The sequence below is a fragment of the Pantoea sp. SM3640 genome (genome assembly GCF_015654165.1).
GTDB classification, from domain to species: domain Bacteria; phylum Pseudomonadota; class Gammaproteobacteria; order Enterobacterales; family Enterobacteriaceae; genus Pantoea; species Pantoea vagans.
Genome location: NZ_CP064872.1, coordinates 2,151,670 through 2,177,867, shown reverse-complemented (window position 1 = coordinate 2,177,867; position 26,198 = coordinate 2,151,670). Strand labels below are relative to the sequence as shown.

The window sequence follows — 26,198 nt, the reverse complement described above, 5'->3', positions numbered from 1 at the left end:
CCCTGCTCCCTGCAGAGGCTTCAGGCGGACTGCCGGATGCGGATAGGTGCGAGGCAGGTCGCTGAGCCTGCGACGTTTTTGCGGTACAGTTTTTGCAATAGGGGAACAATTACTTTCACTCTCCGCCGGTGCAGCCTGTCGGAGAGGCCTCCGGGTCCGGTATTCCATCCAGGATAAATCATCATGCGGCTCCGCCATATAGAGGTCTTTCAGGCCATCGTACAGACCGGCAGCATCAGCGCAGCGGCGCGCCTGCTGAATGTGTCGCAACCGAATATCAGCCGTGTGCTGAATCACGCTGAACAGCAGCTGGGATTTGCGCTGTTTGAGCGACGTATACAAGGTATGAGTGTGACGGCAGAAGGGCGACGCCTGCTGCCTGAAATCGACGATCTCTGCCAGCGCCTGCAATCCATTACCCAGCTCACCGAACAGCTGCGGCGCGGTGAAGGGCAGTTAGTTCGCGTCGGCGCGGCGCACGCGTTTGGTCAGATGGTGATGGCCCCGGCGCTGGTCACCTGGCGGCAACAGATGGCTTCGGTCAGTGTCGAACTGGTCACCGAGCACTTCAGTACCTTATGCCAGATGATTCTGGAAAATCAGCTCGACTTCGCGCTGGTCTTTGGTCAGCAGGTCGATGCGGATCTGCTGGCTGAACCTCTTTTTCAGTCTTCGATGGTGGCGCTGTTACCGCGCCATCATCCCCGGCATGAACCCGTTACGCTGGAGTGGTTGTGCAACAATAATTTACTGATGATGCAGGCTCAGGATCCCCTTGGACGCGTTCTGCATCGTGCGCTGCGTGATAAGAAACTGAATCCCGCCGTGTCGTTGTCGATCAAAACCTATTCGGTCATTGCAGATATGGTGCTGGCAGGCGGCGGCGTGGGCGTCGTGGATCTCTTCACCGCCTGTCGCTATGCCGATCAGCTAAAGCTGCTGCCCATCGCGCAACCTCTGCCGTTTGAAGTGATGCTGATCAGCCGTCGTGACCAGCCACAGTCGCAGTCCACGCTGCAACTTAAGCAGGTGATCCGTAACAGACTGTGGGAGATAGCCCGGCAGTGTGAGACGCAGTTCATGGGGGCCTGAACCCGCGTCTGCATTGTCAGGTTGCCTGAGATTTTATTCATTCTTAACCCGGATACGTCATGAAATAACGCGCAGTGCGCCTGTTTCACAATGGTGCATGCTGCACTGACTTCATGCGTGTTAATCCCGTCACCACGCCGGTTTACCGCCTTCCTCCGCTGTTTTAACAGTTGGCGCAGTAATTGCTTTCTCATAGTTACCGCATCCTGCAGCGCAGGAACAGGCACCGTAGCCTGGTAAGCGGCCTGTGGCGACACGCCACTCCACGACATTGATTTCAGGCGAAGAAGCCCTACCGGCAATGCTGTCGGCGGGGCTTTTTTTTGGAGTAAATCTATGAATAAGTTGAAAGCATGGTTTCAGGGGCCACAGGATATTACCGAAGCAGAAGCCGTTGAGGATTACGCGGTTGGCCGTGTGCCGTCGCACTATCGCTGGCCCATTCCGGCCATTATTCTGGTGTTGCTTGGCAACTCTACCGCCATGTTCTGGTTCAGCCTTGGCGCAGACATGAGCTACCAGGTCGGCTGGCCAATGTTGCTGCTGCCGATAGGTTATATGGTGGTATTCGCCACCCTGATTGGCTCGTGCATTATGAAGATGGCAAGCAAAGAGGGGCTTTCTCTTAATCTGATGACGCGCGGTCTGGGGTTTGGCTATATGGGCTCCGCCGTCACCTCGCTGATTTACGCGGTAAACTTCATCTTCTATTTCCTGTTCGAAGGCACCATTGTTTCCCACGCCATCGCCAACTATGCGGGCGTGCCGGTCAACTCCCCGACCGGTATCGCCATCTTTGCGCTGATGGGGCTGGCTGCCATCTGGTTTGTCTGGAAAGGCATGTCATCAATGCAATTTCTGCAAACCTGGGGCGTTCCCATTTTCATTGTGCTGTTTGGTTTTTGTATCTGGCAATTAACGCACCACTATCCGGCGGTCAGCTTCAGCGGCTGGCAGTCAAAAGGGGAGGTGGACAGTAACGCCCTGTGGCTGGTCATGAATATGGCCAACGGGCAGATTGTTTTTCAGGGCCTGATGGCCACCGATTACGGTCGTTTTGCCCGCCCGGGTATCAGTCATAAAGGCACCGCAACGATCATGCTGGGGATGCTGATCCCGATTGTCGTAGTCATGCTGTTTGGCGCCTTTATGGCCTATACCCTGATGCCGCATATTCAGGGCGAAGATGTCTGGTCGCTGGCGCTCGATCCGGGATTTGTCTTCCCGCTGATCATCGGGCTGACCGGCGTGTTATTTGCGGTGATTACCCAGATCCGTATTAACGTGCTCAATCTCTACTCGGGTTCGATTGCACTGTCGAATACCATGGATATGGCGTTTAACTATCGGCCGGGACGTCAGTGGTGGATGTTGCTGGTCTGGCTGCTCGGCGTGGTGTTCTATATCTGCAATATCCTGCAGTACACCGGCACTTTCCTGTCGATTACCGGCATTCTCACCAACACCTGGGTATTCATTATCCTTGCTGACTACTTTATCTGCCGCAAAGTGCTGCATCTTGCGCCCTCTGATTTCGTGGAGTTTCGCAAAGCGTATCTGCGTATGTGGAACCCGTCCGGCGTCATTGCGTTGTGCGTCGCGGTTGCGATAGGCGCGGCGGGTGTGCTGGGCCTGTATCCGATGGTGTACGCCTCGTTTATTGCCATGCTGGTGGGTCCTGTGCTGCATGTTGCTATCAGCGTGGCAACGCGCGGCAGCTATTACTTCAAAACGTTCCCTGAGGATATGCAAACCAATTGGAAACCCTCTGATGCTTACCAGGGACCGAAACCGGTATTTAATCCGTTACTGAGCAAGGAGGCAGAATAATGCAAATCAATGTGGCAACCATTCAGTTTGAACCCACGCAGTTCAGAAAAGAGGAGAATGTCGCTCGCCTGCTGGCATTGGCAACCCAGGCCGCGCGGGATGGCGCACGTTTGATCGTAATGCCGGAAATGGCCACCACCGGTTACTGCTGGCTGGATCGCGCGGAAGTCGCCCCCTATGTCGAAACGGCAGACGGCGCCACCAGCCGGGCATTTGCTGCTATTGCGCGTGAGTTTAACTGCTTTCTGGTCTTCGGCATGCCGGAGCGGGACAGGGTCACCGACCTCTACTATAACAGCGCCATCCTGGTCGGACCGCAGGGCGTAATCGGCGTTCACCGTAAAACCCACCCCTATATTTCGGAACCGAAATGGGCGGCGAATGGTGATAGCGGTCATCAGGTCTTTCAGACGGAGATCGGCAATATTGCGATGTTGGTCTGTATGGATATTCACTTTATTGAAACCGCCCGGCTGGCCGCGCTGGGCGGCGCGCACATTATCTGCCACATCAGCAACTGGCTGGCTGAACGTACACCTGCGCCTTACTGGCTCACGCGCGCCTGGGAGAATGGCTGCGCGCTGATTGAAAGTAATCGCTGGGGATGGGAGCGGGGCGTGCAGTTCAGCGGCGGCAGTTGCATTGTGGATAGCCAGGGGCGTTTGCTGGCCAGTTGCGACGGCGGCGATCGGATACTCAGCGCTGAATTACCCCTTCCGGAGGAAAATCCGCAACTGAATAAGCGCCGGCCTGAGCTGTATCAGCGTTTGATGACCAATACGTTCTTCTGGAATCCAAAAGACTTTTTTGGCTTGTACGGACGTCATCCACTGCCCGATGGCAAAGCGTCCCGGATTGCGGTGGCGCAGTTTCGCCCGCAAAACGATGTTAATGCTAATCTGGCACAGATTCGGCATCAGGCCGAACAGGCGAAAGCGGGCGGCGCAGAACTGCTGGTCTTGCCGGAGCGGGCGCTGACCGGGAGTGACGGTAGCCGCTTCGCGCTGACGATGGATGATACGCCTGTACAGACGCTGATCGCACTGGCGATGGAACTGGATATCGCGCTGCTCGCGGGATTCGCCGAGCGGGAAGGGGAGCAGTACTTTAACAGCGCGGTACTGGTGAGCAGTAGCGGATTGAGTGCGCACTATCGGCAGATTCACGTCAGCGACCAGGATCGGCAGTGGGCCAGCGCAGGCAATCAGTGGGTGACGTGCGATCTGCCGTGCGGGCGCGTCGGTATTTTGCTGGGCGAAGATTTACTGGTGCCGGAAGCCGCACGGATTCTGGCGCTGGAAGGCTGTGACATCATCGCCTGTCCGGCGCAGCTTCATTCCCCCGTTCCCATGGCGCACGCGGGCACGGCGATCCCCCATGTCTGGCCGATTCCGCGCGGTGCCGATCCTTACCACTGGCTTCTGCCGCGCGTTCGGGCGGGTGAGAATAATGTCTGGCTGGCGTTCGCTAACTGGCCAGCCGCTGAAGGAAAAAGCTTTGGTCTGAGCGGGATTTTTGGCCCGGACACGTTTGCTTTTCCGCGTCAGGAAGCGAAAGCTCTCGGTGAGAAAGGACTGGCGCTGCTGGATATCTCAACGGGTTCAGCCGCTACCCATTACCCCGACCATGTTGTAAGACGCAAAGACCTGGTGCTGATGCGTCAGCCGCATTACTACACTGCGCTGATTACTCAACCACCGCGATGATCCAAAGACGCGGCCTGTTGTGGGTCGCGTTGTTTCAGGAGCTACTATGTCTGCCACTCAGCCGCTGCCTAAACGCGTTATTCCGGTTGGTATTCTCTATTCTGTTTCAGGCGATTATGCGGTGATCGGGCGCGAGATGCTTAATGGCATCCTGCTGGCGATCGAGGAGATAAACGCTAATCCCGCCCATCCGTTTACCCTTGCGCCTGTGATCCGCGATCCGCAGGGTTCGCTGGATCTCTACTATGAATATTGTCACGACTTACTCTATCGCCACGGCGTGCGTCATGTGATCGGCTGCTACACGTCCGCGGCGCGAAAGACCATTCTGCCGTTGATCGAGGGTGCCAACGCGCTGCTGTGGCATTCCGCGCGCTATGAGGGGTTTGAGAGCAGCAATAGCGTGATTTACCTGGGCGCCACCCCTAATCAGCATATTTTGCCGATGCTGAGCTGGCTTTTACAGCAGCAGGCGGCAGAGATCTATCACATCGGTTCGAACTATGTCTGGTCCTGGGAGATGGATCGCATCACCCGTGAAGCCATGATCCCCGCGGGCGGCAGCGTGCTGCAAAGCAAATTACTGCCGATGGGCGAAGAAAATGTCGAGACGATAATCGCGGATATTATCGCCTGCCGCCCGAAAGTCCTCCTGAATACCCTGGTCGGTAAAAGCGCTTACAGTTTTTACCGCGCCTGGCATCAGGCCTGCCAGAAGCAGCCCTGGTTAAATGAGGTGCTAAAGCTAAGCCTGACCTTGTGTGAACCGGAAGTTCAGTTGATTGGCGCAGAGGCGTTAGAGGGATACCTGGTTTCTGCCAGCTGGTTTCAGTCGATAGACAACACCGCCAACCGGCGTTTTCTCAGCAGCTATCACCAGCGCTTTGGTGAGCATGTTTCGCCATCAGTGGACAGCGAGAGTGCCTGGCTGGCCGGGCATTTGCTGGCGAGAGCCATTGCGCGCCACGGCAATGATGACGTTGAAGGTGTACGCGATGCGGTATTGCTGGATGAAATGGATTCGCCAGCCGGGCGAATCCGCCTTAACGCCGGAAATAATCACTGCTGGCTGACCCCGCATCTGGCGCGTTGCCACAACGGCAGGCTGGAGAGTTTCTGGCAGGCTGATGCGCCGGTGGAACCCGATCCCTGGCTGGCCTGGGTGGACCTCGCGAGCCTTACGCCGCATGGAGGTGGCGAATGAGCCGAAAAAACGTGCAGATGCGCGGATTAAAGGTGTGTGTGATCGGCTGTTCTGACCGTGATAACCACCATCTGGCGCAGCAGTTTAGCCGCATAGGGATAGAAGGCCTGTTCTGTGCAGTGTTTCCGGATGAGAACCAGCTGGCTGACCAGCAGCTGCTGGTGTTCGATGGCGATAACTCTACCCTGTTTCACCCCACAAACCCGCTCCCCTGGCCCGCGCTGCCAAAGATTGCGCTGACTGCCATTGAAACGCCATCACGACTACAGTGGATTGCCGAACAGAAGATCGACAGCTACATGCGCAAACCCGTGCGCTTTGACGGTGTGATGACTGCGTTTACCCTGGCGCTTACTCATGCTGCACAGATCCACCAGCTCGAAGCGCAGCTCCGGCGGCAGGAGGAGCGTCTTAGGGCGCGCAGATTTCTGTTTTCCGCGCAACTGCGGGTAATGTCTGCGCTACGGCTTGAGGAGGACGATGCTTACAGCCTGCTGCGCCGCGCTTCAATGGCGCAACACATGACCATTGAAAATCTCAGTTGTGCGTTGCTGAACGATACGGAGTCCTGGATCAACCGGCTGAGGTCAATGCTGACGGAGTAATGGGCATTGTTTAACCGGAGGCTGTACTGTTTTTCATACGCATCTTTGAGTGCGTTGTTGCGAGAGATATTGGGACGCTGTGAAATAAAAAATCCACGCAATTGCGTGGATATTTTTATAGGGTTTTTGCGTTGTTATGAGATTCAGCGAAACCTCATGAGGCAATCAGCAAATCAGACGTTAAACAGGAAGTTCATCACATCGCCATCTTTCACGATGTACTCTTTACCTTCTGAACGCATCTTGCCGGCTTCTTTCGCGCCTTGCTCGCCTTTGTAGGCGATAAAGTCTTCAAACGCGATGGTCTGGGCGCGGATAAAGCCTTTCTCGAAATCGGTGTGGATTTTACCGGCTGCCTGTGGGGCAGTGGCGCCAACCGGGATGGTCCAGGCACGCACTTCTTTCACGCCAGCGGTGAAGTAGGTCTGCAGGTTCAGCAGCGAGTAACCGGCGCGGATAACGCGGTTCAGGCCAGGCTCTTCCAGTCCCAGCTCCGCCATGAACTCTTCACGATCTTCATCTTCCAGCTCGGCAATGTCCGACTCAACGGCGGCGCACACCGGCACGACGACTGAACCTTCTGCTTCAGCAATCGCACGCACCTGATCCAGGTACGGGTTGTTCTCGAAACCATCTTCATTGACGTTAGCAATGTACATCGTTGGTTTCAGGGTCAGGAAGCTCAGATAGCGGATGGCCGCTTTGTCGTCGGCATCCAGATCCAGTGAACGCAGCATGCCCGCTTCAGAAAGATGCGGCAGGCACTTCTCCAGCGCAGCCAGCTCGGCTTTGGCATCTTTATCGCCGCCTTTGGCTTTCTTCTGCACACGCTGAATCGCACGTTCACAGGTTTCAAGATCGGACAGTGCCAGTTCGGTGTTGATGACGTCAATATCTTCCGCCGGGTTCACTTTACCCGCCACGTGGATGATGTTGTCGTTTTCAAAGCAGCGCACCACGTGGCCGATCGCTTCGGTTTCGCGGATGTTGGTCAGGAACTGGTTACCCAGGCCTTCACCTTTGGACGCCCCTTTTACCAGGCCCGCGATATCGACGAATTCCATGGTAGTCGGTACCACGCGCTGTGGTTTAACAATCTCAGAAAGCTGGTCGAGACGCAGGTCAGGCATGGGTACCACGCCGGTGTTTGGCTCAATGGTACAGAACGGGAAGTTAGCCGCTTCGATGCCCGCTTTAGTCAGCGCGTTAAACAGAGTGGATTTACCGACGTTCGGCAGGCCCACGATACCGCATTTGAATCCCATGGTTTGATACCCTTTATAACTGGATGGACAGCGCGCCAGAGGGCGGACTGTCGGAGACGAATGGAAAAATTTCGCGCATTATACACGGAATCACGACGATTCGGGCGTTTAAGCAGGCCTGAAGGCGTGCAGCCGGTTCATTGCCTTGATGCGATCCTCTTTCAGCCACAGTTCGGTGCAGCGCGCCGCCTCATCAATGGCATCATCAATCAGCTTCTGCTCGCTGGCGGGCGGCTTGCCCAGCACAAATCCGGTCACCTTGTTGCGATCGCCGGGATGCCCGATACCGATGCGCAGCCGATGGAAATTATTGTTGTTGCCCAGCTTGCTGATGATGTCTTTCAGGCCGTTATGGCCGCCATGGCCGCCGCCCTGCTTGAACTTCGCCACACCGGGCGGCAAATCGAGTTCATCGTGCGCCACCAGAATCTCTTCTGGCGTGATGCGATAAAAGGTCGCCATTGCCGCCACCGCTTTACCGCTCAGGTTCATAAAGGTGGTCGGCACCAGCAGGCGTACATCCTCGCCGGCTATCGCCAGGCGTGCAGTGTAGCCATAGAATTTGCTTTCCTCTTTCAGTGACTGATTGTGGCGTTCAGCCAGTAGATCCAGATACCAGGCACCCGCATTGTGGCGTGTGGCGGCATATTCAGCGCCCGGATTGGCCAGTCCCACAATCAGTTTAATGCTGCTCACAATGATTATCCTGCTGTTATCGCGAAAGGGCGTTAGTTTACTTCGCCACAGGCGAGATGACAAAGCACAAGCATTGAAATGGTTCAGAACGGTGATTAATCATTTTCTATCTAAATCAACAGGCTGCATTCAGGGCCAGGTCATTCTTTATAGCTGATGTGTGATCCAGTCCGCAACGTGGACCCCAGCCATTGCCTAAACTTATGGCACTTAACATTGTGTGCGGTTATTAACTCATATGGATGGAGGTGCAGCATGAAACATCAACACTGCCGCGTAGCGGGTAACAGCTTGATGGTACTGGGATTAGTCACAATGGTGCTGGGTGTTGGGTTTTCAATCATGAACCAGCTGCCGTCACTCGATTTGCCGCAGTTTCTGGCGCAGGGCGCGATTCTGAGCATCTTTATTGGCGCACTGATGTGGCTGGTGGGCGCGCGTATCAGTGGCCGTGAAAAAATTGAAGATCGCTATTACTGGCTGCGTCACTATGACAAGCGCTGCCGCCGGTCACACAATTCCCACCACTAACTGATGGCTGCCGGGACCGGATGCTGCGCTGTGCAGTTCCGGCCACTGGCTTTGGCGTGATAGAGCGCCGCATCAGCAAGCGCCAGTAAACTCTCAAAATCCTGCTGGCCGTGCGTGACCGTGGCAAAGCCAATGCTGACCGACCAGGCAATTTCATTGGGTTGCGACGCACAGACTGCCAGCCGGATCGCCTCACACCACGCCTCTGCATCCCGTGCTTCAGCCGGAATGATGGCCGCAAACTCTTCGCCGCCCAGTCGTGCAAAACGCCCCTCAGCCGGTATCAATCCTCTGACAATTTCGCAAAAGTGAATCAAAATCTGGTCGCCCTGATGATGGCCATACCGATCGTTGATGCTTTTAAAATGATCGAGGTCGAACAGTATCGCGCTGAACGGCCGGTTCTGACGGCGGCAGCGCGCCACTATTTTCTCCGCTTCAGCAAATAGGGCGCGGCGATTCCAGACGCTGGTCAGCGGATCGTGCAGGGAAGTGTGTTTTAACGCGATCTGCATCCGCTCATTTACCATGGCCAGAATGGTAAACGTCAGGCCGATGACAAACAGAATGGATTCCAGAATCACGTAAACCGAGAAGTCCGATCCGCCAATCGCCCCAGGTTGTGTACTGGGAATGGCGCTATCCAGAAACAGGCGCGCCAGATGAAACAGCAGGTGGATCCACAACAGCAACTGGGCAGGCCAGAAAGTGGCTTTCAGCGTGTCACGCGCCTGCCAGACCAGCTGGATCAGTGCGGCAGTATAAGCAACGCAGGCGATACACAATACCAGTACCCGTTTGGGTAAGCTGTAATAAAACGCCGGAAAGCAGCAGAGGAGTACCCAGAGCAGAGCACCCAGTAGCCAGTGCGTGCCGATAGGTTTACCGCAGAAGCGCCGGAACGCATTTAATAATCCGCCATAAGCGAGCATCACTAACACATTGCCCACTGCAACCGGCAGAAAATGCAGGCCGCTGCTGCGCAGACTGCTTAAGAATACGGCAATCAGGGTGAAAATCAGTGACAGGCAGGTGAAGCCAAGAACGCGGTCATAGTGCGACCCCACCCAGGCAAAAACCATAATGATGCTCAGAAACCCCAGTACATAGAGCTCGCAGACAAACAATGTGTAGATATCGAGGCTCATGGTGGCTGAATTCTGATGGGAAATGCGCAGCAAATTACCACTTAACGCTTAACGGCAGAAGCGGGGGAACATCGCGTTTTAGTAAAAGAGTGGGTGGCGTTGAAAATAGGGGATTAAAAGGAAATTTATCGGGGAAAAGTCAGAAAAAAAAGCGCGTTAATCCAGACGGCAGAGATAAAAAAACCGGGCACAGGGCCCGGTTCCGCGAAGATTAATGCTCGAACATCGCCGAGATCGATTCTTCGTTACTGATGCGGCGAATCGCTTCGGCCAGCATGCCAGATAAGGTCAGCGTGCGCACATTCGGCAGTGACTTAATCTCGTCAGAAAGTGGGATGGTATCGCAGACGATGACCTGGTCGAGTACAGATTTACGCAGGTTTTCAACCGCATTGCCGGAGAAGATCGGGTGCGTCGCGTAAGCAAATACGCGTTTGGCACCACGTTCTTTCAGCGCTTCAGCCGCTTTGCACAGCGTGCCGCCGGTGTCGATCATATCGTCGACCAGCACGCAGTCGCGGCCAGCAACGTCACCGATAATGTGCATCACCTGAGAAACGTTCGCGCGAGGGCGGCGTTTATCGATGATAGCCATATCGGTGTCGTTCAGCAGTTTAGCGATAGCACGGGCACGTACTACGCCACCAATATCGGGAGAAACAACAATCGGGTTTTCCAGACCGATCTGCATCATATCTTCCAGCAGGATCGGGCTGCCAAATACGTTATCAACCGGGACGTCGAAGAAGCCCTGGATCTGCTCGGCGTGCAGGTCAACCGTAAGAACACGGTCAACACCGACGCTGGAAAGGAAGTCTGCCACTACTTTAGCGGTGATAGGCACACGCGCGGAACGCACGCGGCGGTCCTGACGGGCATAACCAAAGTAGGGGATGACTGCGGTAATACGACCAGCAGAAGCACGACGCAGCGCGTCGACCATCACAACCAGTTCCATCAGATTATCGTTGGTGGGAGCACAGGTGGACTGGATGATGAAAATATCACCACCGCGTACATTTTCATTAATCTGTACGCTCACTTCACCATCACTGAAACGGCCTACAGCGGCGTCTCCCAGGCTGGTGTAAAGGCGATTGGCAATACGTTGTGCTAGTTCCGGGGTGGCGTTACCAGCAAATAGCTTCATATCAGGCACGAGAAGAACCTCAGGCTTTGCGTCCAGAGAATGAACGGCATGACTGTAACCGGCGCGTACGGTCATAGACGTTCACACGGGTGTGTTAATGCGAAACGTGCAGTGTCTGGAACGGGGTGACACTGTCACGCATTCGCTAATCGCCTCGCAGGGTACGCTGTAGCGGCGAGACATTAACGCCCCGGGCTACAAATCCGCGTACCCCATTCGGGGCAAGCTCCAGCACCTGGCGGGCGGCGGACTCGGTGTCAAATTCAGCAAACACACAAGCGCCTGTGCCAGTCAGGCGTGACGGCGCGTATTCTAGCAGCCAGGAAACAAGCGCATCAACCTCACGAAAACGTTTTCTTACCACTGCTTCACAATCATTGGTGAAGGGTAAGGCTAAAAGCGTCGATAAACTGCGCGATGGCGTATCCCGCGTCAGCCCGGGGTCGTTGAATACCACGGGTGTGCTGATGTTCACACCGGGATGGGCGACAAGATACCACTTTTCTTCCGGCGCTGCGGGCTGAAGTTGTTCACCCACGCCCTCTGCAAAGGCCGCAAAGCCATGCACAAAGACCGGTACATCCGCGCCCAGCTTCACGCCGATTGCCGCCAGCTCATCCGGTGTGAAGCCGGTTTGCCACAGATGATTTAGCGCCACCAGCACGGTCGCCGCATCAGAAGAGCCACCACCGATGCCGCCGCCCATAGGCAGCCTTTTCTCGATAGCAATCTGCGCACCTGCGCGTGCGGGCAGGCGATGGTTGTCCTGTGCCGCCTGCTTCAGCATGTTCGCGGCGCGCACAATCAGGTTGTCCGCATCCGCGACGCCCGGCACCGGCGTTAACAGCTGAATCGAATCGCTGTCATCGACGCTAATCTGCAGTTCATCACCGTAATCCAGAAACTGAAACAGCGTCTGCAGGTTGTGATAGCCGTCGGGACGACGGCCAGTGATGTAGAGAAAAAGATTCAGTTTTGCCGGGGCAGGCCAGTGGGTGATCATTGAACGGTCCAGCCGTCCATACGCAGTTTAATCCGCTGGTCACCCTCTTTCAGCTCCAGGCTGGACGGCAGCGGCGGGGTAACCTTGCTGTCGTAACCCGCAATCGAAACCTGCCAGTTCTGACCGTCGCGGCTGTAGTTGAGGCTGCTCAGCTGATAGCTATCGTTAAGCTTATAATCTGTGGCATCGCCCGGCAGACCCATCATCCACTGACGCAGATTCGCCAAAGGAATGTTCATGCCGGTCAGCTGTGAGATCATTTTCTGCGCATCGTTGCTGACGTAGCGCTTGCCTTTGTTATCGACGATCTGCACCACTGAGCCCTGCGCATCAAGCTGCAGTTCGGTGCTGCCGAGCGGATTGGTCAGCAGCAGGCGATAGCGATCGGGCGCGGTCTGTTGCCAGTTGAAGCGGGCGTAGACTTTCTGCTTGTCTGAGAGGTAGGCAAAGGCGCCGCGGGTCTGGTAGTGCGTGACCTTTGAGACCGCCTGCTGATGCTGTTGCCACTGTGGCGCGGTAACGCTGGGGCCGGGACCTTGCGGTTTGTTGACGCTACAGGCCGCCAGCAGCACGCTGGCAAGGGGCAAAAGGCGCAACAGATTGCGTGGTGAATTAAGCATCAAGTGGTCATCTCCTCGGACACATTTATTATTCGTAACGGATAACGCTAACCGTCCCGGTTTTAACCGTCAATGCTGTTATGCAGCAAATTGAGCACGAACAGGTTAATCTTATTACAGTCATAGCCTTTGTATGGCTTTTCTTGATCTGCCGCATCTTGTAGAATGCGCCTCACAAAACCCTGACATTATTGGGACATCCCAACCAAAACCGCCATGACGCTGCTCGCTCTCGGAATCAACCACAAGACTGCCCCCATTGCTCTGCGCGAACGCGTTTCGTTCGGGCCGGAGACGCTTGAGCAGGCGCTGAACAGCCTGTTATCACAGCCAATGGTGCAGAGCGGCGTGGTGTTGTCCACCTGTAACCGGACGGAACTCTACCTGAGTGTAGAGCAGCAGGCCGATTTACAGGCGCGTCTGGTGAGCTGGTTATGCAATTATCATCAGCTGGATGAAGAGGATGTACGCAACAGCCTCTACTGGCATCAGGATAATGAGGCGGTCAGCCACCTGATGCGCGTCGCCAGCGGACTTGATTCACTGGTGCTGGGCGAACCTCAGATCCTCGGTCAGGTAAAAAAAGCGTTTGCCGACTCCTCACGTGGTCATGCGCTGAGCAGTGAGCTGGAACGAATGTTCCAGAAAACCTTCTCTGTCGCCAAACGCGTGCGCACGGAAACCGATATCGGTGCCAACGCGGTGTCAGTGGCCTTTGCCGCCTGTACGCTGGCCCGTCAGATCTTCGAATCCCTCTCCTCCGTTAATGTGCTGCTGGTTGGCGCGGGTGAAACCATTGAGCTGGTGGCACGTCATCTGCGTGAACATCAGGTCAAAAATCTGATCATTGCCAACCGCACCCGCGAGCGTGCCGAAGCGCTGGCGTCGGAAGTTGGGGCAGAGGTGATTACGCTGGCGGAGATCGATGCCCGCCTGGCCGAAGCCGACATTATTATCTCCTCAACCTCCAGTCCGCTACCGATTATCGGCAAGGGGATGATGGAACGCGCTCTGAAAGCGCGACGTAACAAACCCATGCTGCTGGTCGATATTGCGGTGCCACGCGACGTGGAGCCGGAAGTCGGCGATCTGCCTAACGCCTATCTCTACAGCGTGGATGACCTGCAGGCGATCATCGAGCAGAACCTGGCACAGCGCAAAGCGGCCGCGGTTCAGGCCGAAAGCATCGTGGTTCAGGAAAGCAGCGAGTTCATGGCGTGGCTGCGCTCACAGGGCGCGGTGAATACCATCCGTGAATATCGTTCTCAGGCGGAGGATATCCGTGCTGAGCTGGAAGGCCGTGCGCTGCAGGCGCTGCAGCAGGGTGCCGATCCGCAAAAAGTCATGCAGGAACTGGCGCACAAGCTGACCAACCGTTTAATACACGCTCCAACCAAATCACTTCAGCAGGCCGCCCGCGATGGCGATAATGAACGCCTGCAGATTTTACGCGACAGCCTGGGTCTCGATTAGGCGCACCGCTGTCGCCACCTGTTTACGGGAATCCCACATTTAAATGAAAACCTCTATAGTTGCCAAACTGGAAGCCCTGCAGGAGCGCCACGAAGAAGTGGAAGCGATGCTGGGCGATGCTGGCGTGATCGCCGATCAGGAGCGTTTCCGTGCGCTGTCACGCGAATATGCTCAACTGACCGATGTGACCCGTTGCTTCCGCGACTGGCAGCAGGTTCAGGAAGATATCGAAACGGCGCAGCAGATGCTCGACGATCCTGAAATGCGCGATATGGCGCAGGAAGAGTTGCAGGAAGCGCGTGAGAAGAGTGACGTGCTGGAACAGCAGTTACAGGTGCTGTTACTGCCGAAAGATCCCGACGATGAGCGCGCCTGTTTTATTGAAGTGCGCGCCGGAACGGGCGGTGATGAAGCCGCGATCTTCGCCGGCGATCTGTTCCGCATGTACAGCCGCTATGCCGAAGCGCGTCGCTGGCGGGTGGAGATCGTCAGCGCCAACGAAGGCGAGCATGGCGGTTACAAAGAAGTGATTGCCCGCGTCACCGGCGACGGTGCCTATGGCCGCATGAAGTTCGAATCAGGCGGACACCGCGTGCAGCGCGTGCCGGAGACCGAATCACAGGGCCGTATTCATACTTCAGCCTGCACCGTTGCCGTGATGCCGGAAATTCCGGAAGCGGAACTGCCGGAAATCAACGCTGGCGATCTGAAGATCGACACCTTCCGCTCATCCGGCGCAGGCGGTCAGCACGTAAACACCACCGACTCCGCGATCCGTATTACCCACCTGCCAACCGGCATCGTGGTGGAGTGTCAGGACGAACGTTCACAGCATAAAAACAAAGCCAAAGCGCTGGCGGTGCTGGGTTCCCGTATTCACGCGGCAGAGATGGCCCGCCGTCACGCCGCCGAAGCCAGTACCCGCCGCAACCTGCTGGGCAGCGGCGATCGTTCTGACCGTAACCGTACCTATAACTTCCCGCAGGGCCGCGTGACTGACCACCGCATCAACCTGACAATCTACCGTCTGGACGAAGTGATGGAAGGCAAACTCGACAGCCTGATTGAGCCGATTGTGCAGGAGTACCAGGCGGATCAGCTGGCAGCGCTGGCTGGTCAGGACTAATGGATATTCGTCACTGGCTGAAACAGGCTGTCGCCACGCTGTGCGGGGGTGACAGTCCGAAGCGTGACGCAGAGATCCTGTTGGGTTTCGTGACCGGCAAATCGCGCAGCTGGTTAATTGCCTTTGATGAAACGGCGCTCAGCGGTGCGCAACTCGCCCAGCTGGACAGCCTGCTGGCGCGACGTGCCCGGGGTGAACCGGTGGCGCATCTGGTAGGCGAGCGTGAGTTCTGGTCGCTGCCGTTACGTGTCAGTGACGCCACGCTGATCCCGCGTCCGGATACCGAACTGCTGGTTGAGCAGGCGCTGGCGCATCTGCCCGCGACTCCCTCGACCATTCTGGATATGGGCACCGGCACCGGGGCGATTGCGCTGGCGCTGGCCAGCGAGCGGCCCGACTGTCAGGTGACCGGCGTGGATCGCATTGAAGCCGCCGTTGAGCTGGCAGGCAGCAATGCAGAACAGCTCAACCTCTCTAATACCACCTTTCTGCTCAGTCACTGGTTTCAGGCGCTGACGCCGCAGCACTTTACGCTCATCGTCAGCAATCCACCCTATATTGATGCCAGCGACACGCATCTGGAGCAGGGCGACGTGCGTTTCGAACCGCGCAGCGCACTGGTGGCGGATGAAGCGGGGCTGGCCGATCTGCGCACGCTGATTGAGCAGGCGCCCGCGTGGCTGCTGCCGGGTGGCTGGCTGCTGCTGGAACATGGCTGGCAGCAGGGTGAGGCGGTGGCCACGCTGATGCAGAGTAATGGCTATCACGCCGTTGAAACCGTCAGGGATTACGGCGGTAATCCGCGTGTGACGCTGGGTCAGTTCGCTTGATAAAAGCGCTTTGAAAAGGATTCATGATGTTTGCTTTTTATCCCCTGATTAAAAATCTGCATATCTTAACGGTCGTGCTTACCGTGACGCTGTTCCTGCTGCGGTTTTACTGGCTGCGCCGTGGTTCGGCGATGATGACAAAACGCTGGGTCCGCATTCTGCCGCACGTTAACGATACCCTGTTACTGGCGACCGGCGTCCTGCTGGTGGTGATTACCCACTTCTATCCCTTCACGCCACAAGGAAGCTGGCTGACGGAGAAGCTTTTAGCGGTTATCATCTACATCGCCTTAGGATTTGTGGCATTGAGTCGCCGTCCACGCACTGATCGCACCCGCTGGATCGCTTTTCTGGTGGCGTTAATCGCCCTGGTGACCATCATTACGCTGGCGCTGACCAAAATGCCGTTATGGGGATAGCATGACCTCGATCGAACAATTAGATTTCAGCCAGACACCGCTGTGTGAAGCGGTGATTGGTGCCACGCTTGCCATCCGCGCCGATTTCCCGGCGGTGTCGGTGGAAGCGCAGCTTGCGGCGTTAGTCGCCGAAGCGCGTGACTATGTCAGCGACATCGAAGATGCTGACATGCAGCTGGAAAAGCTGCTGGAGCTGTTCTATCGCCAGTGGGGATTTTGCGGCGCCAGCGGCGTCTACAAACTTTCTGATGCGCTCTGGATCGACAATGTATTAAAGACCCGTCAGGGCACCGCCGTGTCACTGGGCGTGATTCTGCTGCACATCGCAGCCGAGCTGGAACTGCCGCTGATGCCGGTGATCTTCCCGACGCAGCTGATTCTGCGCGCCGACTGGATTGATGGCGATAAGTGGATGATTAACCCGTTCAATGGCGAAACCCTTGACCGGCATACGCTGGAAGTGTGGCTGAAAGGCAATATCAGCCCCACCGCGCGTCTGTATGACGATGATCTCGACGAAGCCAAAACCGTCACCGTGATGCGCAAGATGCTCGACACGCTGAAAGCGGCGTTGATGGAAGAGCAGAAGATGGAGCTGGCGCTGAACGTCAGTCAGGTGCTGTTGCGTATCGATCCGGATGATCCCTATGAAATCCGCGATCGCGGTTTGATCTACGCGCAGCTGGAGTGCGAACATATCGCCCTGAGTGATTTAAACTATTTCGTTGAGCAGTGTCCTGAAGACCCGGTCAGCGAAATGATCAAAGTTCAGATTCACGCAATCGAACAAAAACAGGTCACGCTGCACTAAGCGGACCCACTGAAAAGGAAAGGGCATGACACAGAAAGTCGTGAGTATTGGCGATATCAACGTTGCAAACGATCTGCCATTTGTTCTGTTTGGCGGGATGAACGTGCTGGAGTCGCGCGAGCTGGCGATGCGCATCTGCGAGCACTACGTCACCGTGACAAATAAACTCGGTATTCCTTACGTGTTTAAGGCGTCGTTTGATAAAGCGAACCGCTCCTCTATTCACTCTTACCGTGGCCCAGGCCTGGAAGAGGGGATGAAGATTTTCCAGGAGCTGAAGCAGACGTTTGGCGTGAAGATTATCACTGATGTCCATGAAGCGGCACAGGCGCAGCCCGTCTCCGAAGTGGTTGATGTGATCCAGCTGCCGGCCTTCCTGGCGCGTCAGACTGACCTGGTGGAAGCGATGGCGAAAACCGGTGCGGTCATCAACGTGAAGAAGCCACAGTTCGTCAGCCCGGGTCAGATGGGTAACATCGTGGATAAGTTCGCGGAAGGCGGCAACGAGCAGGTTATCCTGTGCGATCGCGGCAGCAACTTTGGCTACGACAATCTGGTTGTCGATATGCTCGGCTTTAACGTGATGAAAAAAGTGACCAAAAACAGCCCGGTAATTTTCGACGTGACCCATGCGCTGCAGACGCGCGATCCGTTTGGCGCAGCATCCGGCGGTCGTCGTGCGCAGGTGGCAGAGCTGGCGCGTGCCGGTATGGCGGTCGGCATTGCCGGTCTGTTTATCGAAGCGCACCCGGATCCGGAGCATGCCCTGTGTGATGGCCCATCCGCGCTGCCGCTGGATAAGCTTGAGCCGTTCCTGGTGCAGATGAAAGCGATTGACGATCTGGTGAAGAGCTTCCCGGAACTCGATACCAGCAAGTAAGTTTTCTGCAAAAAAAAGAGCGAATAATCGCTCTTTTTTTTCGCCTGAAATTCGGTGAAGTTACAGCATGATGGTCATCAGATAGCCAATAAACAGCGCCAGATGCGCAGCACCGTTCAGAACATTGGTGCGGCCGGTTGAGAAGGAGATCTGACAGAGGATCAGCGATGCCATCATAATCACCATCTGCGGCGGCTCCAGCCCGAATATCAGCTCCTGTCCGGTCAGCGTGGCGATAATGGTCACCGCAGGCACCGTCAGGGAGATGGTCGCCAGCACCGAACCAAAGAACAGGTTCATGGCGCGCTGCACCTGATTCATCAGTACCGCCTTAATCGCGCCCAGGCCTTCAGGGGAGAGGATCAGCAGGGCCACCAGGAAACCGGTGAACTGTGCCGGTGCATTCATCTCCGTCAGCAGGCTTTCCAGCGTGTTGGCGTTCATTTTGGTCACGGCAATAACGGCAATCAGATGCACAATCAGCCAGACGGTGTGCCAGACGCTGCTGTGCGCCGACGGCTTACCATGGTGCGGATCACCATCATCGCTATCATCTTCATGCTCATAGACAAACAGGCTCTGATGCGTTTTGGTCTGAATCAGCAGGAAAACGCCATACATCGCCGCGGAAATTGCCGCAATCAGCAGCGCCTGAGTTACCGAGAAGTTTCCGCCCGGCAGCGCGTTGGGAAACACCAGCACCAGAATCGCCAGCGGAAAGATAGCGATGAGATATTGCTTCACGCCCGCCAGATTAACGTACTGCGTCGCAAATTTGTTACCGCCCAGCAGCAGCGCAAAACCCACCAGACCGCCGGTCACAATCATCACTATCGAATAAAGCGTATCGCGCATCAGTCCCGGTGCGGCATCGCCGGTCGCCATCAGCGCTGAGATCAGGCTCACTTCCAGAATCACCACTGACAGACTCAGGATCAGCGAGCCATAAGGCTCACCCAGTCGGTGCGCCAGCACGTCAGCGTGACGCACAACGCTGAATGCGCTGCTCAGAATGGCAACCAGCGCCAGTAAGTTAATACCGACTACGACCGGAAATGAAGTATTTGCACCAAAAAAATAGAGTATACCCAGCGTGATAATGGGAAATATCAGCGAGAATTCCTTGTGACGTGTTTTTTCATGTGAAGGCATTCACCATCCTCTCTGGTTAATGATTATCCGGACGCAGCGGATGCTGTTGTTAGAAATATAATCAGTTTTAAGGCAGGGCGCAGTTTATCTTTTCACCGGCCCGGGTGGGAAAAATTTACTGCTTTTTACTTAAATGCAATAAAGTTCCGAAGGGGTATTAACCTGATATTATCTCAAATATTGCAATAGTAATCAGTCTACAACAATTATGACTTATGCACCTATGTGGTCTCATTCTGCCGGGAAATCGGCTTATCATTATGATTTGCAGGGTCAGCACCTGATTTTTCATCTGAAGCGCTAATAAGTCGCTGTTTGTATTTTTGCTGGCCTGCGCCAGGCTTAGTGTGAATCCATAAACTGAGGAGCCGTTATGCCTTACGCTAACCGAGCCGACTTACCTGACAATGTAAAACATGTGCTTCCTGCGCACGCGCAGGATATCTATCAGCAGGCCTTTAACAGCGCATGGGATCAGTATAAAGAGGCTAAAGATCGCCGCGGCGATGATTCACGGGAAGAGGTCGCGCATAAAGTCGCCTGGGCCGCCGTGAAGAAAGAGTACGAAAAAGGCGATGATGATAAGTGGCACCCTAAACGTTAACCCGGCGGCTAGCCGGTTTGCGGTAAAGGGCCAGGATTATCTGGACCTTTTTTTTGCCTGTGCTATCAGGTTTATCTGGTTTTTTTTAACCTGCGACCGGAATCACGCTTGAAACCCCGCGCGTAAATAGATTAATGTCAATTTGATGATCGAAACGCAGTGCTGTTTTGGCGTCATGTTACAGGAGCCATTCTGCAGGACGCTGTTGAAGTCGAGGAGGTCGCATTGCTTACCCGGGAATTTCTGTTAAAAGCGGATTGTAAGACGTCATTCGGGGATATCGATGAGACGCTGCTCTGGAGTTGCGAGCAGCGCGCGGCTTCGCTGGCAGCCACGCTGGCCTGCCGTCCCGATCACAGCCCGGTCTGGATCTTTGGCTACGGCTCGCTGATGTGGAACCCGATTTTTGAGGCGGACGAAGTCGCGTCCGGTTCGCTGGAAGGCTGGCATCGCGCTTTCTGTCTGCGGCTGATTGCCGGACGTGGCACCGCCACGCATCCTGGCCGCATGCTGGCGCTGAAGCAGGGTGGCCGCACGACGGGACTGGCATTTCGTCTGCCGGAAGCGCGGTTACATGAAGAGCTGGCGCTGCTGTGGAAGCGGGAGATGATCACTGGCTGTTATTTACCGACATGGTGTGAGTTACAGCTGGAGGATGGCCGCAGCGTCACTGCGCTGACCTTTATTATGGACCCGCGCCATCCGCTCTATGAATCGGACTCCTGCCCGGAGGCGATTGCGCCTTTAATTGCCGCAGCGAGTGGCCCGCTGGGATCGAATGCACAGTATCTGTTTGCGCTGGAAGAAGAACTGACCCGGCGCGGCATGGAAGAAGAGAGTCTGAGCCGGCTGGCGCATCAGGTGAGGACGTTACAGCAATCCTGCCTCAGGCAGGCCTGAGCAGGGTCAGCCGCAAAGAAAAGGGCGCGACAATGTCGCGCCCTTTTACGATCGATCCGGGGATTAGTTACCCGGATTAATCAGCCAGGTGCCGGGCTTATCGATCGTCAGAGACTGGCTGTGCATCTCACTGCCATTCTTCACGTCAATTTTATACTGTCCTGCCGCCAGATTCAGCGCGGCAAATCCGCTGCTGCCGGGTTTGACCTCAACCGGCTGTCCATTCAGCACCACGCTTTCACCGCTTTCCAGCTTAAGATAAACCGTCGCCAGGGCAGCAGGCACGGCGGCTGGCGGCGGAACTGATGCGGGTGCCTGCGTCGCGGCTGCCAGGTTGTTAACGACATCCGGTGTGGCACTGTGGCGATTAGCCAGCCAGACGGTGACGACCACGGCCAGCAGCGCCACGGCAGCCAGCCCCAGCAAGCCTGGCGACAGCCGCCGCACCGTGCGCGGCGTTACCGGCTCCGCTGACGCCGCAGCGTGATTCATCGCCATCACCACCGGCGGAGCCGCTTCAACCGGCTCCTCGACGGGCAGCACAGTCGCCTCGCCCGGTACCGGGAAGCTGTTGACCACGGCTTCCACATCACTGACCGGCAGATCAATCAGCGCCGCAAAGGCGTCAATCGTTTGCGGACGATCGCCGGGTTTCATAGCCAGCGCGCAGTCAATGGCATGCAGCAGCGGCAGCGAGTAGCCTTCAGGCTGACGTTCCACCAGCGGCTGATAATTATCTTCAATACAGCGCACCACACTGACTGGCGGTGGATTACCGGTAATCAGGCTGTGCAGCACCGCGCCCAGCGCGTAAATATCGGTCCACGGTCCCTGTTCGACTTCGCCTTCTTCGCTGTACTGCTCAATCGGCGCAAAGCCCGGTTTAAGCATGATTTCGGTTTCGTCAGAGAGGTTGCCAATCTCTTTACGCGCCGAGCCGAAGTCCAGCAGCACCGGCAGCTGGTTTTCCTGAATCTGGATATTGTCGAGCGAGATGTCGCGATGCAGATAGCCAGCCTGATGGATGGTGCTGATAGCTCCCAGCAGCGGCGGCAGCAGGCGGCGGATCCAGGCTTCAGAGATCGAGGCCGGGCTGGTCAGTTGCCACTCTTTCAGCGTCATCCCGCTGTAGTAAAGCGTGCCCATATAGGCGGTGCCGTTCTGCTCCCAGAAGCGCAGCACGTGCAGCAGACCGGGATGATTGAAGCGGGCCAGCAGACGCGCTTCCTGAATAAAGCTGGTCAGCCCGGCATTAAACAGCTTCTGGAAACGTTCACCGCGCAGCTCCAGCGTTAAGTCGGCGGCACGGACAGCCAGCGACACGGGCATATACTCTTTAATGGCAATAGTACGTTCAAGCTGGTGATCCCACGCGCGATAGACGATGCCGAAGCCGCCGCCTCCGATCACTTCCTTGATCTCAAATTCATTAAAACGGTATCCGTCAGGCAGGGCATTCGGAACGGTTTTCGGATTATCATTTGCCGACATAGTGAACTCTCTGTACACGGCCTGGTCGTCAGGCTGCGCGGTAATTAATTGATGTTACGCCAGGCACCAATGGCAGGATCAACCAGATCCGCGTGCAGGGTGTCGATGAGTAACACATTCACTTTTTGCTGTGGCATGAAATAGGGCGCCCACTGGCTGCGCAATGTATCGACTCGCGATTTCACAGCGTCAGCGTCCTGCTGCGCAGCATTCTTATCCATCTTTATTAACAGCGCACCATTGAAGCGCCAGACATGCTGCCTGGCATCAAAGGGCAGCACCAGCCAGCTATCTGGCGTATCCGGGCGTGTCACAATCATGCGCTGATTATTCGCGGCAATGACTTCCAGCTTGCTGTCCGGAATAGTCAGATTGGCGATGGGGTAACCCTGATAAAAGGTGACCGCAACTGGCGTCGGGTGATCCGCTGTCGCCAGCGTCAGTTCACTTTTGCCTTCTGCCCAGCCGTCAGGCGAGCACTGCTGCTTGCTGACATCCGGGATGAACAGGGTCCGCGCATTCTCATCCCAGGCGGTGCGGAAATGGCAGCCGCTGGGGAGATCAAAATGTTGCAGCGGCGTGCTGTTGGCGGGCCGTGACAGGTCGAGCGGGGCGGCATTGCTGTCACTCGCGCTGGCGGTTGCATCCGCCATCACAATCGGGCGCCAGTTCTGCAACTTGCTGGCGCTGCCGCTGGCCAGGACGCCACCTTCTTTATTGGTCATCTGCCAGGGCAGTTCGTCCAGTAAGCCGCACTGATTCGCGAGCAGGGTGCCCAGGCGCGGTAAAAAGGTGGTCAGCACGGCCGAATCCTTGCTTTTGCCAGAGACGATACGCAGCGGCAGCGTCTCTTTACACCAGTCGTCAGGCGCTTTACTCACCACATTATCGATATAAACCTCCAGCGCCAGGCTGGGGGAGTAGACCACACGATAATTTTCAGCCTGGGCGTTAAAGGCAATCAGCAGAGTGATGATGCCGGGCAACCACAGTTTCATAAGGATCCTTGGAATCAAAAACGAGGCGGCAGAAAGCGCGCCGAATCAGCCAGTGAATAGAGCAGTGTTGCCTCCTCCGGCTCACCAATCCAGACCGCCAGTGCGCTGAGATTATCTTTCTTAACGTTGCGGCTTACCGCCTGTTCCATCAGAGCCAGCCACTCTTCGCAGGCATTCACCATGCGCAGCGCCTGTTCCATTTCACTACTGTTCAGATTCAGCCAGAAGCCATCGGTGCAGACCAGAAAAGCGTCCCCATCCTCCAGCGCAATCTCCTGCGAAAAGCTGACTAAGCGAGGCGGCTCAGCGCCGAGCGCATTATAGAGTAAATTACTGTTAATGCCGGTATTTTCATAGCCCGCTTCTTTCAGCTGCTGGGCCAGACTGTGGTCCCGGGTCACCTCGTGAAGCACGCCCCGCCGGAAGTGGTAAACCCGGCTGTCACCGGCATGCGCCCACCATGCACGCTGTTTCTGGCGGTCAATAAACAGGGCTGCCAGCGTGGTGCTCATGCGGGAATATTTCGGATTTTTACCCTGTGCCTCATGCAGCGCTAAGCGGCACTGTTCGATCGCCTGGTGGGTGATTTCCGGCGTAAAGTCGGTGTTCGCCTGTATCTGGCTTAGCAGCGTGTCGCGCACCAGCTGTGCCGCCATCTCGCCGCCGGGCAGCCCGGCCACGCCATCGCAGACCACAAAACAGGCTTTTCGCTCATCCAGCTCGGCACCTGTGCGATCCTGATTCTCATCGCGTAGCCCCTGCTGGCAGCGGCTGGCAAAAACGATTTTCATGCGTCGTCCACCCGCGTCTGAGAATCTTTATACTGATTCACTTCCATGTCGTAGGCATGAAGGAAAGCTTCGCCAAACAGCGTATGGAAATCATCTTCTATCTCACCGGCCGTACGCTGGTAATTACGCATGAAGTAGTCCCAGAGCGCCGCTTTCTTCGCGGTGGAAAATGGCAGTTTTGACACCAGGCCATCGGCGCGCGCCTGCTCTTCCAGCCGCTGCGGATTAAAGGATTGCAGCATCGCCGCAATAATGGCGCGAATTCCGGCAATCATGCCCAGCTGGTGGGCCTGCAGATCGACCAGCGCATCGCGCACTGCCTGCTCCGGCGGCATAAATCCGGGCATCTGGCTCTGATACATCTGCATCAGCACGGTTTTGCCGGAGGGCAGGATCTTGAACGGGTTGTTGGCCTCATTCAGAATCATGGTCATGTCCGCTTTCACGCCCCGTTTGAGAATGGAACGTGATGAGAGCAGCGCCACGGTGCCCTGAGAAAAGAGGCTCAGCATCCGGCCGGTAATGCGCATCTGCTCTTCGTCAACCGGCGTGGCGTGACCGTTGCTCAGCCCCATGCCGTCCAGCAGGGCGGCGATGAGCCGATCCTGATCCACCGGCTGTGCTGTCAGCGCCCGGCGCGGCTCACTGGCCTGCGGATCGATCGCCAGCCGCGCATCACTGTGCCGCTCATGACGTGAAGGCGGCACGTCGTTGACCAGCAGCCGGTCCTCAACCTCATGATGTTCGTGAATGCCCAAAGGATTCGCGGGCCGGGCGCTGTCACCCGCAAACAGCGCCAGCGGATCGCTCTGCGCGTTCTGGCAGGCGGGATCGCGCACTTCCAGCGCATAATCACCGATGCGCAAGGCGTCGCCGTGCTTCAGCAGCACCTGCATGCCGCGACCCAGCGTAATGCCGTTATGCTCGACCGGCGTTACGCTGCCCTGGTTGGTCAGCCGGCACTCCCCGTCATGCGACAGGTGAACCAGCGCCTGCAGGCGCGAAATAGCCCGCGTCTCATCCGGCAGCACCAGATCGTTGTCCTGACTGCGGCCAATGGTGCCGCCAGGCGGTTGAAACGCGACGCTTCTGACCGGAACATCCGTAGTGCATTGCACGATGGTAAATTGCATGAGTTATCCCAGATTGAACGGCAAACGCATCCGGCCTCACTCGAACATCGGAGGATAGAGGCCATTACGTCCCGGCTGTGCACCTGCCGCCGGGTTAAACAGTAACGAAAACAGTTGCGCCGTGAGGTTGCCGCTGTGCTTGTGGGTCGCATGGGCAAAACCATCACTGCGATTACTCCACCAGTAGCTCATATGCTGCTGAGGGTCGAAACGTTCGGCCACTTCACGCCAGCTCAGCGTGCAGGGCAGATCCTGAAAACCGATCACATCCATAATCTCTGAGGGCTTCCTGGCGGGCACCAGCAGCGGCGGCAGCGCCTGAATCTGCTGCTCTAACTGCTCGCCGTCCAGTGGCGTCTGAACCGCCCGTAACAGGGTCGCGCCCAGATCCTGAAACCAGTCACCGGAGATGGTCAGCTGAGCCGGATGCCACTGCGCCAGCGGAAAGCTGTGCAGCGCCAGCAGCGGCCAGGCGCGGCCGACGCGGTCACAGGAGGGCAGCAGACAGCCCATCTGTACGTGTGGCCGGGTCGCGGTCACCGGCAGGACAAAGTTCCATACCGGCGCGTGAAGAAAGTTCGCGCTGTATGACCAGGCCTGCTGATGCCAGTGCATTAATCCCTGCTGGAACCAGTGATTCCACGGGCTAATCTGTTGCTCACTCAGACGACGGTGCAGAAAGTCACCGGTCGACGGCAGCTTGCCGTACCAGCCGGGGGCGGTGTAAGCAGCCATGTTCA

Annotated in this window: 26 protein-coding genes; 14 read left to right on the top strand and 12 right to left on the bottom strand. The window is 56.4% G+C overall.

Annotated features, from left to right (window positions below):
- The first annotated feature begins 183 nt into the window (after positions 1-183).
- The 5 genes from IV493_RS10110 to IV493_RS10090 all read left to right on the top strand — a co-directional run bounded on the left by IV493_RS10110 (position 184) and on the right by IV493_RS10090 (position 6,437).
- Positions 184-1,092: a LysR family transcriptional regulator gene (locus tag IV493_RS10110; RefSeq protein ID WP_195857074.1), complete on the top strand. Its 909-nt coding sequence runs from the start codon at positions 184-186 to the stop codon at positions 1,090-1,092.
- Positions 1,093-1,428: 336 nt separating this feature from the next.
- Positions 1,429-2,922 (top strand): cytosine permease, encoded by a 1,494-nt coding sequence (locus IV493_RS10105; RefSeq protein WP_195857073.1) that lies wholly within the window; start codon positions 1,429-1,431, stop codon positions 2,920-2,922.
- Positions 2,922-4,628, top strand: coding sequence for a nitrilase-related carbon-nitrogen hydrolase (locus IV493_RS10100; RefSeq protein ID WP_195857072.1), 1,707 nt, complete (start codon positions 2,922-2,924; stop codon positions 4,626-4,628). Before IV493_RS10105 ends, IV493_RS10100 begins: the two co-directional genes overlap by 1 nt.
- A 46-nt stretch (positions 4,629-4,674) precedes the next feature.
- Positions 4,675-5,832, top strand: coding sequence for a transporter substrate-binding domain-containing protein (locus tag IV493_RS10095; protein WP_195857071.1), 1,158 nt, complete (start codon positions 4,675-4,677; stop codon positions 5,830-5,832).
- Positions 5,829-6,437 (top strand): ANTAR domain-containing response regulator, encoded by a 609-nt coding sequence (locus IV493_RS10090; RefSeq protein WP_013357611.1) that lies wholly within the window; start codon positions 5,829-5,831, stop codon positions 6,435-6,437. Before IV493_RS10095 ends, IV493_RS10090 begins: the two co-directional genes overlap by 4 nt.
- A 173-nt stretch (positions 6,438-6,610) precedes the next feature.
- Here the strand turns inward: IV493_RS10090 and ychF are convergent, their stop codons facing one another.
- A complete protein-coding gene (ychF, locus tag IV493_RS10085) occupies positions 6,611-7,702 on the bottom strand; it encodes a redox-regulated ATPase YchF (RefSeq protein WP_013357612.1) in 1,092 nt (363 codons plus the stop codon).
- Between the two features lie 108 nt (positions 7,703-7,810).
- Complete coding sequence (pth, locus tag IV493_RS10080; protein ID WP_013357613.1) at positions 7,811-8,398, bottom strand: aminoacyl-tRNA hydrolase; 588 nt, start codon at positions 8,396-8,398, stop codon at positions 7,811-7,813.
- 255 nt (positions 8,399-8,653) lie between these two features.
- On the opposite strand from pth, the gene ychH reads away from it, so the two are divergent.
- A complete protein-coding gene (gene ychH, locus IV493_RS10075) occupies positions 8,654-8,929 on the top strand; it encodes a stress-induced protein YchH (RefSeq protein ID WP_013357614.1) in 276 nt (91 codons plus the stop codon).
- Here ychH and IV493_RS10070 read toward each other — a convergent pair.
- The 4 genes from IV493_RS10070 to lolB form a co-directional block, all read right to left on the bottom strand.
- Positions 8,926-10,077 carry a GGDEF domain-containing protein gene (locus tag IV493_RS10070; RefSeq protein WP_195857070.1) on the bottom strand — a complete coding sequence of 384 codons (1,152 nt, stop codon included), beginning with the start codon at positions 10,075-10,077 and terminating at the stop codon, positions 8,926-8,928. The two genes, ychH and IV493_RS10070, sit on opposite strands and share 4 nt — an antisense overlap.
- Before the next feature lie 211 nt (positions 10,078-10,288).
- Positions 10,289-11,236, bottom strand: coding sequence for a ribose-phosphate diphosphokinase (gene prs / locus IV493_RS10065; protein WP_003850825.1), 948 nt, complete (start codon positions 11,234-11,236; stop codon positions 10,289-10,291).
- Positions 11,237-11,372: 136 nt separating this feature from the next.
- A complete protein-coding gene (ispE, locus tag IV493_RS10060) occupies positions 11,373-12,230 on the bottom strand; it encodes a 4-(cytidine 5'-diphospho)-2-C-methyl-D-erythritol kinase (RefSeq protein WP_195857069.1) in 858 nt (285 codons plus the stop codon).
- A complete protein-coding gene (lolB, locus tag IV493_RS10055; protein WP_033782873.1) occupies positions 12,227-12,850 on the bottom strand; it encodes a lipoprotein insertase outer membrane protein LolB in 624 nt (207 codons plus the stop codon). Before lolB ends, ispE begins: the two co-directional genes overlap by 4 nt.
- A gap of 216 nt (positions 12,851-13,066) precedes the next feature.
- Here lolB and hemA point away from each other — a divergent pair, with 216 nt between their 5' ends.
- The 6 genes from hemA to kdsA are packed head-to-tail and all read left to right on the top strand — an operon-like array spanning position 13,067 to position 18,389.
- On the top strand, positions 13,067-14,323 hold the full coding sequence (gene hemA / locus IV493_RS10050; RefSeq protein ID WP_013357619.1) for a glutamyl-tRNA reductase: 1,257 nt from the start codon (positions 13,067-13,069) through the stop codon (positions 14,321-14,323).
- A gap of 43 nt (positions 14,324-14,366) precedes the next feature.
- Positions 14,367-15,449, top strand: coding sequence for a peptide chain release factor 1 (gene prfA, locus IV493_RS10045; RefSeq protein ID WP_013357620.1), 1,083 nt, complete (start codon positions 14,367-14,369; stop codon positions 15,447-15,449).
- Positions 15,449-16,279, top strand: coding sequence for a peptide chain release factor N(5)-glutamine methyltransferase (gene prmC, locus IV493_RS10040; protein ID WP_195857068.1), 831 nt, complete (start codon positions 15,449-15,451; stop codon positions 16,277-16,279). Before prfA ends, prmC begins: the two co-directional genes overlap by 1 nt.
- A 26-nt stretch (positions 16,280-16,305) precedes the next feature.
- Positions 16,306-16,698, top strand: a complete 393-nt coding sequence (locus IV493_RS10035; RefSeq protein WP_147788616.1) for a SirB2 family protein — start codon at positions 16,306-16,308, stop codon at positions 16,696-16,698.
- 1 nt (position 16,699) lies between these two features.
- Complete coding sequence (sirB1, locus tag IV493_RS10030; RefSeq protein ID WP_147788272.1) at positions 16,700-17,509, top strand: invasion regulator SirB1; 810 nt, start codon at positions 16,700-16,702, stop codon at positions 17,507-17,509.
- Between the two features lie 25 nt (positions 17,510-17,534).
- Positions 17,535-18,389, top strand: coding sequence for a 3-deoxy-8-phosphooctulonate synthase (kdsA, locus tag IV493_RS10025; protein ID WP_013357624.1), 855 nt, complete (start codon positions 17,535-17,537; stop codon positions 18,387-18,389).
- A 60-nt stretch (positions 18,390-18,449) separates the two neighbouring features.
- Here kdsA and chaA read toward each other — a convergent pair whose 3' ends face one another.
- Entirely contained in the window at positions 18,450-19,541 is a 1,092-nt protein-coding gene (gene chaA, locus IV493_RS10020) for a sodium-potassium/proton antiporter ChaA (protein ID WP_013357625.1), read from the bottom strand.
- A 373-nt stretch (positions 19,542-19,914) separates the two neighbouring features.
- Here chaA and chaB point away from each other — a divergent pair, with 373 nt between their 5' ends.
- Positions 19,915-20,145, top strand: a complete 231-nt coding sequence (gene chaB / locus IV493_RS10015) for a putative cation transport regulator ChaB (protein ID WP_013357627.1) — start codon at positions 19,915-19,917, stop codon at positions 20,143-20,145.
- A gap of 225 nt (positions 20,146-20,370) precedes the next feature.
- Positions 20,371-21,045, top strand: coding sequence for a gamma-glutamylcyclotransferase (locus IV493_RS10010; RefSeq protein WP_167493432.1), 675 nt, complete (start codon positions 20,371-20,373; stop codon positions 21,043-21,045).
- A gap of 63 nt (positions 21,046-21,108) precedes the next feature.
- Here IV493_RS10010 and IV493_RS10005 read toward each other — a convergent pair whose 3' ends face one another.
- From IV493_RS10005 to tagF, 5 genes are read right to left on the bottom strand one after another with little or no spacing between them, the layout of a single operon-like run.
- Positions 21,109-22,536 carry a serine/threonine-protein kinase gene (locus tag IV493_RS10005; protein WP_195857067.1) on the bottom strand — a complete coding sequence of 476 codons (1,428 nt, stop codon included), beginning with the start codon at positions 22,534-22,536 and terminating at the stop codon, positions 21,109-21,111.
- A gap of 44 nt (positions 22,537-22,580) precedes the next feature.
- Entirely contained in the window at positions 22,581-23,534 is a 954-nt protein-coding gene (locus IV493_RS10000; protein ID WP_095707306.1) for a hypothetical protein, read from the bottom strand.
- Positions 23,535-23,548: 14 nt separating this feature from the next.
- Positions 23,549-24,325, bottom strand: coding sequence for a PP2C family serine/threonine-protein phosphatase (locus IV493_RS09995; RefSeq protein ID WP_013357631.1), 777 nt, complete (start codon positions 24,323-24,325; stop codon positions 23,549-23,551).
- Positions 24,322-25,458: a type VI secretion system-associated FHA domain protein TagH gene (gene tagH / locus IV493_RS09990; RefSeq protein WP_013357632.1), complete on the bottom strand. Its 1,137-nt coding sequence runs from the start codon at positions 25,456-25,458 to the stop codon at positions 24,322-24,324. The genes IV493_RS09995 and tagH overlap by 4 nt, the downstream gene beginning before the upstream one ends.
- A 36-nt stretch (positions 25,459-25,494) precedes the next feature.
- Complete coding sequence (tagF, locus tag IV493_RS09985; protein WP_013357633.1) at positions 25,495-26,193, bottom strand: type VI secretion system-associated protein TagF; 699 nt, start codon at positions 26,191-26,193, stop codon at positions 25,495-25,497.
- Positions 26,194-26,198 lie beyond the last annotated feature (5 nt).